Annotated in this window: 13 protein-coding genes, 1 tRNA gene and 1 pseudogene; 9 read left to right on the top strand and 6 right to left on the bottom strand. The window is 36.3% G+C overall.

Features of this window, described 5'->3' with window-relative positions; translation table 11 throughout:
* Positions 1-13: 13 nt before the first annotated feature.
* Both ACQQ5U_RS13590 and ACQQ5U_RS13595 read right to left on the bottom strand, forming a co-directional pair.
* Positions 14-358, bottom strand: a complete 345-nt coding sequence (locus ACQQ5U_RS13590) for a hypothetical protein (protein WP_437398313.1) — start codon at positions 356-358, stop codon at positions 14-16.
* A 10-nt stretch (positions 359-368) separates the two neighbouring features.
* The gene (locus ACQQ5U_RS13595; protein WP_437398315.1) at positions 369-1,559 is read right to left on the bottom strand and encodes a hypothetical protein; all 1,191 of its coding nucleotides are present in this window, start codon (positions 1,557-1,559) and stop codon (positions 369-371) included.
* A gap of 154 nt (positions 1,560-1,713) precedes the next feature.
* Here ACQQ5U_RS13595 and ACQQ5U_RS13600 point away from each other — a divergent pair, with 154 nt between their 5' ends.
* On the top strand, positions 1,714-1,929 hold the full coding sequence (locus tag ACQQ5U_RS13600; RefSeq protein ID WP_207031515.1) for a helix-turn-helix domain-containing protein: 216 nt from the start codon (positions 1,714-1,716) through the stop codon (positions 1,927-1,929).
* A 138-nt stretch (positions 1,930-2,067) separates the two neighbouring features.
* Positions 2,068-2,640, top strand: a complete 573-nt coding sequence (locus tag ACQQ5U_RS13605; RefSeq protein WP_437398316.1) for a hypothetical protein — start codon at positions 2,068-2,070, stop codon at positions 2,638-2,640.
* Between the two features lie 217 nt (positions 2,641-2,857).
* Here ACQQ5U_RS13605 and ACQQ5U_RS13610 read toward each other — a convergent pair.
* From ACQQ5U_RS13610 to ACQQ5U_RS13625, 4 genes and pseudogenes are all read right to left on the bottom strand, one after another.
* Positions 2,858-2,930: transfer RNA gene (locus tag ACQQ5U_RS13610), tRNA-Met, on the bottom strand.
* Positions 2,931-2,969: 39 nt separating this feature from the next.
* Positions 2,970-3,413 carry a transposase gene (locus ACQQ5U_RS13615; RefSeq protein ID WP_437398511.1) on the bottom strand — a complete coding sequence of 148 codons (444 nt, stop codon included), beginning with the start codon at positions 3,411-3,413 and terminating at the stop codon, positions 2,970-2,972.
* Positions 3,350-3,719, bottom strand: a pseudogene (locus tag ACQQ5U_RS13620) (transposase); the annotation flags it as partial. The pseudogene ACQQ5U_RS13620 and the gene ACQQ5U_RS13615, both read right to left, overlap by 64 nt.
* A 195-nt stretch (positions 3,720-3,914) precedes the next feature.
* Positions 3,915-4,688: a DeoR/GlpR family DNA-binding transcription regulator gene (locus ACQQ5U_RS13625; RefSeq protein WP_437398318.1), complete on the bottom strand. Its 774-nt coding sequence runs from the start codon at positions 4,686-4,688 to the stop codon at positions 3,915-3,917.
* 196 nt (positions 4,689-4,884) lie between these two features.
* Here ACQQ5U_RS13625 and ACQQ5U_RS13630 point away from each other — a divergent pair, with 196 nt between their 5' ends.
* The 7 genes from ACQQ5U_RS13630 (at position 4,885) to ACQQ5U_RS13660 (ending at position 13,208) form a co-directional block, all read left to right on the top strand.
* A complete protein-coding gene (locus tag ACQQ5U_RS13630) occupies positions 4,885-6,498 on the top strand; it encodes an FAD-dependent oxidoreductase (RefSeq protein ID WP_437398320.1) in 1,614 nt (537 codons plus the stop codon).
* Positions 6,499-6,569: 71 nt separating this feature from the next.
* Entirely contained in the window at positions 6,570-8,060 is a 1,491-nt protein-coding gene (glpK, locus tag ACQQ5U_RS13635; protein ID WP_437398322.1) for a glycerol kinase GlpK, read from the top strand.
* Between the two features lie 26 nt (positions 8,061-8,086).
* Positions 8,087-8,815 carry an MIP/aquaporin family protein gene (locus ACQQ5U_RS13640; RefSeq protein ID WP_437398324.1) on the top strand — a complete coding sequence of 243 codons (729 nt, stop codon included), beginning with the start codon at positions 8,087-8,089 and terminating at the stop codon, positions 8,813-8,815.
* A gap of 35 nt (positions 8,816-8,850) precedes the next feature.
* On the top strand, positions 8,851-9,621 hold the full coding sequence (locus ACQQ5U_RS13645) for a hypothetical protein (protein WP_437398326.1): 771 nt from the start codon (positions 8,851-8,853) through the stop codon (positions 9,619-9,621).
* Between the two features lie 698 nt (positions 9,622-10,319).
* Positions 10,320-11,207, top strand: coding sequence for a helix-turn-helix domain-containing protein (locus tag ACQQ5U_RS13650; RefSeq protein ID WP_437398327.1), 888 nt, complete (start codon positions 10,320-10,322; stop codon positions 11,205-11,207).
* Positions 11,208-11,286: 79 nt separating this feature from the next.
* Complete coding sequence (locus tag ACQQ5U_RS13655) at positions 11,287-12,300, top strand: alpha/beta fold hydrolase (protein ID WP_437398329.1); 1,014 nt, start codon at positions 11,287-11,289, stop codon at positions 12,298-12,300.
* A gap of 323 nt (positions 12,301-12,623) precedes the next feature.
* On the top strand, positions 12,624-13,208 hold the full coding sequence (locus tag ACQQ5U_RS13660; protein WP_437398330.1) for a DUF6134 family protein: 585 nt from the start codon (positions 12,624-12,626) through the stop codon (positions 13,206-13,208).
* The last annotated feature ends 28 nt before the right edge of the window (positions 13,209-13,236 follow it).

A 13,236-nucleotide genomic window follows, 5' to 3' on the forward strand; every position in this document is an offset into this window, starting at 1 on the left:
TTGACAATCATGCTTATTCTTTCAAAAGGAGTTTTTCTATTCGATCGTAACTGTCCAATTGGTCATCTGGAAGAATATCAATGACCAATTCCAGTATGGTGATCACTGCATCATCCTTGGATAGAAAGGGAAGTCTTGGGGAATCCAGTTCGTTTTCATTGTCAATGGTGGACATGCATAACCGCAGAAGGCAAGAGATGACATAACGCAGTTCAGAATTGTTTTCCACTTTGAACACTACTTCTTGGACTTGCGGTTTGTCCTTCCCATGATACCTTCGTTTTCTTGGGTTCAACACACCGATCACTTTGTCCAATAGTTCCTTTTCGTTGATTTGGCTTTCCTCGCTCTTTTCCATGGCCTCCTTGTTAAGTTGTGGTTTCTTTATCGGAAAGCATGAGTTCCCGCATTTCATCCAGAAAGTTGCCCTCTTCCAAGGGGATGAGGTTCTTAGCAAACTCCAGTACGGTCTTTACATCCTCTTTAATGTTTTTGATGTCCAAGGTCATATCACATTGCTCGTCCAAGGCCAGGATACATACATTAAGGGTCGATCTCAAAGTGTAGAACAGGGAAAAGTGACTGTGGATATAGACATGGTTGAGATAATATCCTTTTTTGGTCCTTCGATTTGCTGGTCGCATCATTTCAAAGTTTTCCTTGCTCAATTGCCTAATCGTGTCCAGTAGGTTGGGCTCTTCCATTTTTTGAGGTTCAAGGGAAGTCTTTTTTCCACTTGTACTAAGAGTTTGTAAAAGTTCAAGTTCCTCTTGGAACAATTGCCTGATTTCATTCAAGAAACTTTCAAGCTTTAGTTCCAAAATGTCCAACTGGTCCCTTTCAATATGGAATGAGTTTTCATACCTTGAACTGGAATAAGCCCTATCCAATAGTTCCAACAACTCCATTTCTGCATGGTCATCAAGGTTGAACATTCCCTTTGTTCGGTATATGTTCCTTTCCAAGAACTTTTGATGGACCTCTATCTTATGGCAGATTTTCACTTTTCCACAAAGAAAGCCTTCCAAGACCCGGTACCCTAATTCGAAGCCTTGATGGGCCATAAAGGCAGCTTGGGAAAGGTTGCCCTCTGACTTAAAATATTTGAACCCTTTTTCAAAAGCCAAACTGCCTTCCAAGAATCTCCAGAAGTCCTCCTCAATGATTTTCTGGACTTTCCCATTTGTTAGGTCTACATATTGGTTCCAAGGAAAGCCAATATCCCGATTTCCAAAGATGAGATGTTCAGTCCTACAATGGTTGAAGAAATAAAGATTGCCGTTAGCCAATTCCACTTTGGCGTAATCATGGGAAAAGATATTGAGGAAATGATCTTGATGATCGAGAAACAACCCTTGGACAATGGGAAGGAACTTGTTGTTTATGTCATTTTTCGGTGCATCAATAATGATGTTCCACCTGTATCTAAAGGTGTTCTTTTTTTCATGTCCCTTGTTTAGATAGACCTGTACAACATTCGGAATTACTTTGATAATATCCGATAAAAGCCCCTGAATCTGGGGGTCAAGATGTTTCTTTCTTTGCGTTAAGGAGTCCATATATCGATATTTTTAAGGTGATATTCAATCCAATTGTATAGATTTTCTATACGAAAGTATAAAATAAATACTCTTTTTCTATACCAATTGGATAAAATTTTATATAGGTGTAGCTAAAATCTATCTTTATGTATCAAAATTTTACATTATTAAAATGACAGACCTAGGATTATATTTGGCCAAAAAGTCCATCAATAAAGCGGAAGTGGCGAGAAGAACAGGTATAAGTAAATCAAGGATTAGTCAATTGAGTTCCAACCCGACCACTAAACTTAGGGCGGAGGAACTCTACCTTATTTCATTGGCCATTGATATAGACCCCTGTGAAGTGATGAAGGAATTATATGGAAATGTAAAGCTTCCTAATTGAGGTTTTACCTCGCTCAGTAAATTAGTTTCGGTAAGTATTTGGGCTTGCAGCACTTCGCTACGCTTCGTTCGCCATTACTTGATTTTCGTTTGAAAGCTACTTTTGTAGGATATGTTAAAACAAGTACAGGTTAGTTAAATGGATTTTTCAGAGATAATTAAACAAATCATACAGTCTACCTTATTTAGAGAAGGGTTAGAAAGAATTAGTGATAACTATTCTAACTTGAAGCAGGAGAACCATATCCGGGATTTGATTTTGGAAGAACTTAACCAGAGATTTGAACAGACCTTTTTTAAAGCATTTGCAGAACATCCTAGAATAAATAATACTAGGGTAGACCTGAGTATAATCAATCAAAAGGATACTTCGAATCCATTTAAAATTGAATTCAAATATCAGTTTAGTGGAGATTATAAAAAATTATCTGATTACCGATTTGTAATTAGAAGAGATTTTGAGGAGAGACAATCCGACTTGTTCATTCTTGTAATTTCCCATTGGGACCGTGAGAAAAAAAGAAGTTTTGATAATCTATGGGGGATTAAAACAGACCTATCTAAAAACATTGCCTCCCACTCAGACTGGAAGGATAATATACTCAATAGTTTTCGGGGGTTTGAAAACACTGAACTTAAGACGATAGAAAAAATAGTAGTTCAGACTCCATTTAGAGCGGAATACTATTTTTATTTGTTAGGAAGAACTTAGAATTTGACAAACAATAGACAAGCCAACAATTTTTCTGCGGCCAAACAAAGCCTATAAAAGGTACTTTTATAGAAAAGTAACTATCATTTGATATCAAATGAATTTAATCGTTAAGGACTTTAATTTTGATAAAAGAAGTTCAGTAATTCTGTACTTATTCTGTACTGAGGACAAAAAAGAAAGGCCCCCGATTTCTCGGAAGCCTTGCCTGCTCTAGTAGCGGGGACTGGACTCGAACCAGCGACCTTCGGGTTATGAGCCCGACGAGCTACCTACTGCTCTACCCCGCGGTTATATAACTTTCTGACTGACAATCAGTTAATATTAGATTAAATTTCATCAAATGTCCACGCCGTATGCGTTTCCGTATGCGGAAACAGAACAATAAAGGTACTATAAATAAATGTAATCTCACAGGATTGATATGTTTTTTCAGGACTAAATATGGTTTCCTCCTTTCCATGAATGGTTTTCCTGACAATTGCAACTCGTTGACAATTGCTAAGAGAACTCGAACTCATGTATTCATTATAAAGGGCCTTGTGCTCGATCTTCCCATCGACCTTTACCTTGTAGTGCATCGCATCGAGCCATACGATGCAATAGAGGGGCTCCAGGGGACGGTTCTGCCACGCCTTTACTCGGGGACGATCGGATCGGTGATCTGGCTTAGGACCGTATGGGAAATCTCCGTATCGTACATCTCCTTTATTTGGGACGAGATGCCCCGGTAACTGATCCCAAGGCCGTAGAGGCCGATGATTTTCTCCGATAGATTGTTAGATGGTCTGGCGTTTTTTCACCAGCTCCGGTTCAAAGTTGCTCTGGCGGTCCTGCAGGGTATCGATATCGAAGGTCCCAAAACCACTTTTCAGCGTCTTTTTTCCCTTGCCATTGCTTTTGTTGCACTTGGTGCGCTCACCCTCGTCCAGATGGTCGTCCATCTCAGCCTCATGGGCCTTCTCGATCACATTCTTCAGAATGGGGGCAAAAGCGCCTCCCTCACCGAAAAGGTTCTTGCCCGACATGAACTGCTCAAGAACCTTCTTTTCAAATTCTGTCTGTTCTTTCTTTGTCATAGTACTGTCTGAATAAAATTAATACTTCTAATCTTTTTCAGACAGAGTTCAGTTTACAGTCTCGGAATTTCTTCCGACCATGACTGGGGCATGCCCCCGCTATTTTTCTATTTACACACTTTATGAGATAGTCCTGAAATTTTCCATTCTAGCCCTAAACAGTTCTTAATGAATCTATAAGAGTAATAAAAATATTCAGTCATTTTTTATTTCTTTACCAACAATTTGCACACTTATCCCTTTTTCTTCTAGTTTTTTTAACATTTGCTGCGATATATTTTTATCTGTTATAATTAAATCAATCTTATTTAAAGGGCAGATTTTAGCAAAACTCCTTATACCAAATTTTGATGAATCAGCCAAGACAATTAGCTTATTGGAGGAGTTTATCATTCTTTGATTAAGCCGAGCCTCTTCTAAATTAGATGTAGTAAGACCGAACTCCAAATCAATTCCATCTACACCCATAAACAACTTACTACAGGACATATTATCCAAAAATTGAATAGCATAATCTCCAATTACAGAAAATGAACTTTGTCTTACAAACCCTCCAAGTTGCAAGACCTTTACTTTTTTATTTCTACTAAGTTCCAAGGCTATATTCAAAGAAGAAGTCACCACAGTTAAACACTTCTCAGGATCCAAGGCTTTGGCTAATGCCAGCACACTTGTTCCTGATGCTATGATTATAGAATCGTTATTTGATATAATAGCTGAAGCCGCATTGGCTATTCCCGTTTTTTCGATAACGGAAATCTTCTCCTTTTCAATGACTGACCTGTCATTGGCGTAGGGGTTTTTTAGCGAAGCACCCCCATGGGTTCTAAATAGTAACCCTTTTTCCTCCAAGAATTTTAAATCTTTCCTAATAGTAACCGCCGAAACTCCCAATATCATGCACAAGTCTAAAACTTCCACATGTTTATCCTCGTCTAGCTTATCGAGTATAGTCTGATGCCTTTTCATAAGAATAAAAATATGGGCAAAGATAAAGAAACGAAACTATCCTTTCAAAAACACAATATTCAAACACCAATTAGATCTACGATTTAACTAAAAATACAACCAATATATTCATTATATATCAATATTATGTTTCGTTTATTTTCATGTTGAAGATAATTATATATATTTGTTATATTATCGAAACCAAATGAAACATATGAATAATAATATATTTAATAGAAGTGTAATAACGAAACAATTGGAAATAGTTGGTAATTGGGATGTAATTGTGATTGGCGGAGGGGCGACGGGATTGGGCATCGCTCTTGATAGTGTTACCAGAGGATACAGAACTCTATTGTTAGAACAGGTGGATTTTGCAAAAGGAACTTCCAGTAGAAGTACAAAACTTGTGCATGGCGGAGTACGTTATTTGGGACAGGGACATATCGATTTGGTAAAGGAAGCCTTGTATGAAAGGGGGCTACTTTTAAAGAACGCTCCGCATTTGGCAAAGAACCAAACCTTTATCATTCCAAATTATAGCTGGTGGAATGCAATTTTTTATACTACTGGACTTAAGGTTTACGATTTTTTGTCTGGGAAACAAAGTCTAGGAAAATCTACATTTATTTCCAAATCCAAAGTATTAAAAAGAATAAAAACCGTCAACAAGATAAAATTAAAAGGAGGCGTTAGTTACCAGGATGGTCAATTCGATGATGCTCGTCTAGCCGTAAACGTTGCCCAAGCTTGTATAGAAAGAGGCGCTACTGTATTGAATCATTTTAAGGTAAATGAATTACTAAAAAAACACAATGGAACAATAAATGGTGTCGTTGCTACAGATACCGAAACTAAAAGAACATACCACTTAAAGGGAAAAGCGATCATAAATGCTACAGGTGTTTTTGCTGACGATATCCTAAAAATGGATAAATCCACAGGCAAAAATATGATACGCCCTAGCCAAGGAGTGCATTTGGTATTGAACAATACTTTTCTGCCTGGCGCCGATGCTATTATGATACCAAAGACCGATGACGGTAGAGTTTTGTTTCTTGTACCATGGCATGATAAGGTTATTGTAGGAACTACCGACACTTTATTGGATGAGCACAGTCTCGAACCAAAAGCTTTGGAGGAAGAGGTCGACTTTATCCTTTCCAACGTTAATGCCTATCTGTCTAAAGAAGTGAGCCGAAAAGATGTACTTAGCATATTTGCAGGGCTAAGACCTTTGGCTGCACCACAGGATGAATCCGAAAAAACAAAAGAGATATCAAGAAGCCATAAAATAGTGACTTCCGATTCCGGATTAATATCTGTTATAGGAGGTAAGTGGACCACTTTTAGAAAGATGGCCCAAGATACTTTGGATAAGGTAATAAAAGCAAAAATGTTACCTGAAAGGAAATGCATCACTCAAGACTTAAAAATACATGGAGCAAAAGAAACCAATGACTGGAGCAACCATTTATATGTATATGGTAGTGATCAGGAAGGTATTCAAAAATTAATACAGGAAAACCCAAAACTGGGAAAGAAAATACACATTAATGCTGCATACGTACAAGCAGAAGTTATATGGGCCGCAAGATTTGAAATGGCAAGAACCGTAGAAGATGTCTTGGCAAGGAGAGTAAGAATGTTATTCTTAGACGCACGGGCTGCAATTGAATCCGCACCTATCGTTGCCGAACTATTAGCGCAAGAACTTAACAAAAATAAAAATTGGGAACAAGAACAAGTGCAACAGTTCTCTAGAATAGCAAGTCATTACGTACTAGGTCAGACTGATATTCCCCAAAGAACCAAAGTAAAACAATAAAAATCAATCGACTCTTTTAGTTAACATTAATCCGAAAAGGGTTAAACCTTTTCACTAACTCACTTTTTAAAATGGATAAATATATTCTTGCCCTTGATCAGGGCACAACAAGTTCACGTGCTATACTTTTTGATAAAAAAGGTAACATCATATCTGTTGCTCAAAAAGAATTCACCCAATACTTTCCTAAACCGGGATGGGTAGAACATGATCCTATGGAGATTTGGTCAACACAAGCAGGGATCGCAGCAGAAGTAACAGTAAAAAAAGGATTAAATGGCTCTAATATTGCTGCCATAGGGATTACCAATCAAAGAGAAACTGTTGTAGTTTGGGACCGTAAAACGGGAAAACCAGTTTACAATGCCATCGTTTGGCAAGATAAGAGAACTTCGGCATACTGTGACGAACTAACAGTCAACGGAAAAACAAGTCTAATTAGTTCAAAAACAGGTCTGGTTATAGATTCTTATTTCTCCGCCACCAAAGTAAAGTGGATTTTAGATAATGTAGAAGGCGCAAGAGCAAGAGCGGAAGCTGGTGATCTTATACTAGGAACCATAGATACTTGGTTAATATGGAACTTTACCAAAGGAGAAAAACACGTTACCGATGTTACTAATGCCTCAAGGACATTAATGTATAACATTAATACGATGGAATGGGACGATGAACTTTTAGCCCTGTTTACTATACCAAAAAGTATGTTGCCAGAAGTAAAGCAGTCTAGTGAAGTATATGGTTATACTAAAACTACTGTTTTTGCAACATCCATACCAATAGCCGGTATTGCAGGAGATCAACAAGCAGCCTTATTTGGCAGTATGTGTATTAGAAAAGGGATGGTGAAAAATACTTATGGGACAGGATGTTTTATGCTTATGAACATTGGAGACCAACCTCAATTGTCTGAAAATAATCTTTTAACTACAGTGGCATGGCAAATAGACGGAAAAACACAGTACGCTCTAGAAGGCAGCATATTTGTAGGGGGCGCAGTAGTGCAATGGTTGCGAGACAGTCTTAAATTTATAAAAACTTCAGCTGATGTGGAAAAACTGGCCAATGAGGTTACTAGCTCAGAAGGAGTATGTTTTGTTCCTGCCTTTGCTGGTCTTGGCGCACCGCACTGGAATCAATATGCACAAGGTACTATTTTTGGATTAACTAGAGGTAGTACAGATGCTCATATTGCACGAGCGGCATTAGAATCAATCGCATATCAAACAATGGATATTCTTAAGGCCATGGAGGCAGATACTGATATTTCTATCAAAGAGTTACGTGTAGATGGTGGTGCTACTGTAAACAATATGTTAATGCAGTTTCAAGCCGATGTCCTGGACACAGTAACTGTCAGGCCTAAAGTTGTTGAAACTACTGCAATGGGAGCAGCTTATCTTGCCGGTCTTGCTGTGGGATATTGGAAAAACATAGACGAGATTCAAGAAATTTGGCAAGCGGACGTACACTTTAAACCTTCTCAGGATAGAACTGAAACGGAGGAGGGAATTAAACGCTGGTATAAAGCAATTGATGCGTTAGAACATTGGACTAAATAATTATAATTTAATTAAAATTTTAAAAAATGACACCATTTATAGCAGAAATTATAGGAACGATGTTCCTAATTACACTTGGGGGTGGAGTTGTCGCCAATGTAGTATTGAACCAAACAAAGGGGAATAATAGCGGTTGGATCGTAATTACCACAGGCTGGGCATTAGGAGTATATGCAGGTGTAGTAATCGCAGGACCTTACAGTGGGGCGCATCTTAACCCAGCGGTTACCATTGGGTTGGCCGTTGCAGGTAAATTTCCTTGGGAATCAGTACCCATATATCTACTAGGAGAAATTATAGGGGCTATGTCAGGAGCCCTTATCGTTTGGATCGTTTACAGAAACCACTTTGAGCAAACCGAAGATACAGGCCTAAAAAGAGCTGTATTCTGTACCGATCCGGCTATTAGAAAACCCCTAAACAATCTGATCAGTGAAATCGTTGGCACATTTTTTCTTGTGTTTGCTATCTTTTTCTTCACTGATGCGAGTTTTCAGCAGAACGAAACAGAAACTATCATAGGTATGGGGTCCATAGGAGCAATTCCTGTAACGTTCATAGTTTGGGCCATTGGTCTTTCTTTGGGCGGAACAACGGGATACGCCATTAATCCAGCAAGGGATTTAGGTCCAAGAATAATGCATGCGATTTTACCAATAAAGGGTAGTAGTGATTGGGGATACGCCTGGGTCCCTGTTGTAGGTCCAATTATTGGAGGTGTGATCGCAGCAGTTTTATATGGAGTAGTAATATAATCAACAAACAATTAAACTCAAAATTAACTTTAAAAATGAAAAAGGCAATACAGCTACTTTTGGTAGGATTCATATCGATACAATTCGTTTCAGCACAACGATCAGAAATCAAAGATAGCCCATTAGATTTTACGGTAGATTTAAAATCAAATCATTTGTGGAGAGGTATAATAATTACCGACAAACCTATGTTAGCTGTTCAAACTATAGTTTCTTTAAACAAATCTGGTAGTTTTACGACAGGCTTTTGGGGAGGAATGTCTTTTTCAAATGAAAGTGATGGATCTTATTATAAAGAAATAAACTATTATGTCCAATATGCTAATAAAGGATTCTCTATTGGATTATGGGATTTATTCAACACAAGAAGAGTTGATAGTCCTGATGTTTGGGATTATGACAAGGAAAGTTCAGGACACTTATTAGACCTAAGGACATCTTACAACTTTGGAGAAAGCCTCCCCTTGTCTATAGAAGTAGATTTGCTTTTATTTGGAAGTGGGGATTCTCAATATTCCGACGATTTGGATTTTGAGCAGCGGTATTCTACTTACATTCAAGTATCTTATCCATTGGCGAAAGAAGCAAAAGTCAATTTAAATGGATTTGTAGGTACTGGATTTTCATTGAATGGGGATACTCATTTATATGGAGATGGAGAAGAAAATTTTGACGTGGTAAGCATTGGGCTAACAACCTCGAAAACAATTAAATTAGGAGATTATAACTTACCTGTTTCAGCAACAACATTATGGAATCCTTCCTTAAAGTTTGCTCGGGTACAATTAGCAGCTAGACTATTTTAATGATTTTCAACTAAACAAACCGCCCGAGATGTCATTTTTAGTCGATTATTTTCTTGAAAATTAACAATATGTTGCCTCTATTAGGGAATGCAAAAGAAAAACAGGAAATAAAATGATTAAAGAGATTAGTAGCACCTAATGTGTGTAAAGTACAAAATAGCGGGACCTATTCCCGCTATTTTTTTATTTAACAATAAATATATACACATTATAAAGAAAAAAGATTTGTTCAACGGTGACTTTTTAAAGCCGTTCAAGACAAGAGGTGAACTTACAACCATATATCTAAAGTCCATTCGCGTCTTTTTATATGTCTAATAAAGCAAGGACTAGGATCTCCTCTCTATGAACTTGGACACCTAATGAATTAACTGTTACCTTCAAGTATGTGCTCTAGGAGTCCAAAACCCAAATTTGTGTTGCCCATCAAAACAGAAATTCCTGAAGATATGTGGAACGAAAAGAACAAAAGAGATGAAAAGTATCTATTACTATGCTCCTACCCTAAGCACAGCAAAAGCCGCTCTCGAGGACTTTGCTATAAATGGAGGCATAAGTATTTCGACATCATCAAAAGCTTATAGGACAACTTGACACTTTTTATGAATTCCCAATACCTCATTTCTTTTTAAATTACACACTTTACAGTATAGTGTTATATTAACCAAGTATCTGGGTTTTTAGACGTGAAAATTAGAATGAAAAACTACGAAAATTTAAAAGACACGCTTTCCTTTTATAATATAGATTGTAACAATTCATTTTACATATCAACGGGCGAATCTATTTTTAAATTTCCTGAAAAGCCTTTTCGGATGGACTACTATGCTTTTTGCATTTGTACTCGAGGAGAAATTGATTTGGAAATTAATACAATTAAATATAAAATAAGTGTAGGCAGTATTATTTGTTCATCACCTTCAACAATAGTTCATTTTCTTAATTATACTAATGACTTTCACATGCAGTTAGTGTTTTTCAAGAAAAATTTTCTGTTGTCCAATATTTCAGATCCTTTTATTATAGAAAAAATGGAACTGTTTCAGAATGATTCATATTCCATCATTAATACTTCAAAAAAAAACACAGAAGTCCTATTAGATATCATTGACAAACTAAAGGATAAAGAAAAAAAAATAGGTAAGTTTACCAACCAGATTATCCGCACTCTAATATTCCATCTCCTCTTAGAAATTGCAGAAATATATCATAATGTAGCTCCTGATACCATCGAGAGTAAAGATCTTCAAAAAAATATCTACTTTAAATTTAAGAAACTTGTTCAGGAAAATTTTTTATTACAAAAATCTGTTCAGTTCTATGCGAACAAATTATGCATTTCCAATAAATACCTAATAGAAATCACTAAATGCACAATAGGTAAAACACCTCACCACATCATAAATGAAGCCATATTAAAAGAGGCGATTGTTTTATTGGGTAACCCTGACTTATCAATCTCTGAAGTTGCCTATAAACTTCGGTTCAATTCTGTTTCGGCCTTTGGGAGGTTTTTTAAACGGCAAACCACTTTCTCTCCTTCAGAACACAGAAGTGGTAAAAAAAATGAAGCCACCAATATTTGAGGATACAATTTCTGAATTTCGGGATATATCAGATTCAGAGGTATTGATAAATTTGTAAAAAAAAATAAAACCATCTAAAATGGATAAAATAACAAATAGTTTACTAAAAACCCTAATACTCGGCACCATGTTTTTTTCTGTTTTGAGTATGTTTGCCATTCCCTCTCCCAGAAAACAAAACCAAGGTGAAACCACAATATTAAAACATGTAAAACATGGTTATGTTAATTCAGGAGGAGTAAATATACATTATGCCGAACTAGGAAATGGCCCACTTGTAGTAATGATTCATGGATTTCCTGATTATTGGTATACCTGGAGAAATCAAATGGCTGTTCTATCAAAAAAATACCATGTAGTTGCTATAGATCAACGAGGTTATAATAAGAGTGATAAACCTATTGGTGTTGAAAATTACACTATGAAAAAATTAGTAGGAGATGTTGCAGCAGTGATTCATCATTTTAAACAGGAGAAAGCAATTATTATAGGTCATGATTGGGGAGGTGCTGTTGCCTGGCAGTTTGCTATTAACCTACCAGATATGACAGATAAACTTATAATTTTAAATATTACACATCCCAACGGAATGCTTAGAGAATTAGCGAATAACCCGACCCAACAAGAAAGTAGTAGCTATGCCCGTAAGTTTATAGATGGAACAGTAGAAGACCCTACTATTTTATTTGGTAAACCTATGACTGCTGAAAACTTAGCGTTTTGGGTAGAGGATTCCGTTACTCGTATTCAGTATGTATCTGCTTTCAAAAGGTCGAGTTTTGATGCCATGCTTAACTTTTATAAAGCAAACTACACGAGAGAGCCTTATATGGAGGAATGGAAAAAAGCACAAGAGAATCCTTTGCCAAAACTCAAAATGCCGTTGCTTATTTTTCATGGTCTAGAGGATGCCGCAATTAATGCTAATGGTTTAAATAATACATGGGAATGGGTAGAAAAAGATATGACACTTGTTACTGTTCCCGGTAGTGGTCATTTTATACAGCAGGATGCTAGTGAATTTGTAACTAAAACAATGAAGTCGTGGCTCAATTTACAAACAGAGCTCAATAGAGCATATGACAGAGGTTAAAAAATATCTTTGTAAAAGTATCGAATTAGTCCAACTTATAAATATAGGAATTAGCCGTATAGTAGTTGCTAAATGGGAACGGGATTCTTCAAATAGATGGTCCATACCGATTAGTTTTGGGTTTGGGGAGTACCACAAAAATTGGAAGATTGCCTGTAAATTTAAGCTATGAAGTACATTACTATGAAAAATCTCCAGAATTAATAGGAACGCAATGGAACTTTAGATTTACGCTTTCTACAGGGATTCTTAATCTTCTTTTATATATTTAAATCACTGAAAATTAAAACTATAGTATTATATTTTATCAACTAAACATAGATATGAGATCAATTTTACTTCTGTTTATATTTTTTTGGGGATTTAATCTCCACGCTCAAGTCGAAAAAAAAGTTTTTAGGATTGTTCATAACAATAAAAATATAGGTGTTCTTTATGCAAAAAAGAATCTGTTAGACGATAAGATTATTTATAGTAATCGAACAGAGATTAATACCCGAATACTAACCAAAATACAGGTAGATTATAATTATAAAGTGATTTATAAAAACGACTCACTTTTCAATGCCAATGTATTAATCCTCTTGAATGAGAAAGAAAAAACAAATACATATACCGAGACAGATGAGAATACCTACATTTTTCATGAAAATGATAAAGAAAAAAACCGAATAAAAGAGACTATCACTTATAGTACTGTAAACCTGATTTTTGAAGAACCTGAAAATATCACCAAAGTATATGCAGAAGAATATGGAACCTTTCATTATCTAAAAAAAATTAGCTCTCATCTTTATGAAAAAACTAATCATAAAGGAAAAACCAGTAGCTACAAATATAAAAGCGGAAAATTACTGGAAGCAGAAATTGATACTGGATTTATTAGCTTTAAAATTATTGCCCAATAAAAACCCTAAAGCGTTGGTAAAACTGAGT

The organism is Flagellimonas lutimaris (assembly GCF_051494225.1).
In the GTDB taxonomy this organism is placed as follows: domain Bacteria; phylum Bacteroidota; class Bacteroidia; order Flavobacteriales; family Flavobacteriaceae; genus Flagellimonas; species Flagellimonas lutimaris_A.

What these genes read in the sequence shown, in the direction of transcription:
- ACQQ5U_RS13590 (WP_437398313.1), bottom strand. Translation starts at nt 358, where the DNA reads ATGGAAAAGAGCGAGGAAAGCCAAATCAACGAAAAGGAACTATTGGAC.
- ACQQ5U_RS13595 (WP_437398315.1), bottom strand. Translation starts at nt 1,559, where the DNA reads ATGGACTCCTTAACGCAAAGAAAGAAACATCTTGACCCCCAGATTCAG.
- ACQQ5U_RS13600 (WP_207031515.1), top strand. Translation starts at nt 1,714, where the DNA reads ATGACAGACCTAGGATTATATTTGGCCAAAAAGTCCATCAATAAAGCG.
- ACQQ5U_RS13605 (WP_437398316.1), top strand. Translation starts at nt 2,068, where the DNA reads ATGGATTTTTCAGAGATAATTAAACAAATCATACAGTCTACCTTATTT.
- ACQQ5U_RS13625 (WP_437398318.1), bottom strand. Translation starts at nt 4,688, where the DNA reads ATGAAAAGGCATCAGACTATACTCGATAAGCTAGACGAGGATAAACAT.
- ACQQ5U_RS13630 (WP_437398320.1), top strand. Translation starts at nt 4,885, where the DNA reads ATGAATAATAATATATTTAATAGAAGTGTAATAACGAAACAATTGGAA.
- glpK (WP_437398322.1), top strand. Translation starts at nt 6,570, where the DNA reads ATGGATAAATATATTCTTGCCCTTGATCAGGGCACAACAAGTTCACGT.
- ACQQ5U_RS13640 (WP_437398324.1), top strand. Translation starts at nt 8,087, where the DNA reads ATGACACCATTTATAGCAGAAATTATAGGAACGATGTTCCTAATTACA.
- ACQQ5U_RS13645 (WP_437398326.1), top strand. Translation starts at nt 8,851, where the DNA reads ATGAAAAAGGCAATACAGCTACTTTTGGTAGGATTCATATCGATACAA.
- ACQQ5U_RS13650 (WP_437398327.1), top strand. Translation starts at nt 10,320, where the DNA reads ATGAAAAACTACGAAAATTTAAAAGACACGCTTTCCTTTTATAATATA.
- ACQQ5U_RS13655 (WP_437398329.1), top strand. Translation starts at nt 11,287, where the DNA reads ATGGATAAAATAACAAATAGTTTACTAAAAACCCTAATACTCGGCACC.
- ACQQ5U_RS13660 (WP_437398330.1), top strand. Translation starts at nt 12,624, where the DNA reads ATGAGATCAATTTTACTTCTGTTTATATTTTTTTGGGGATTTAATCTC.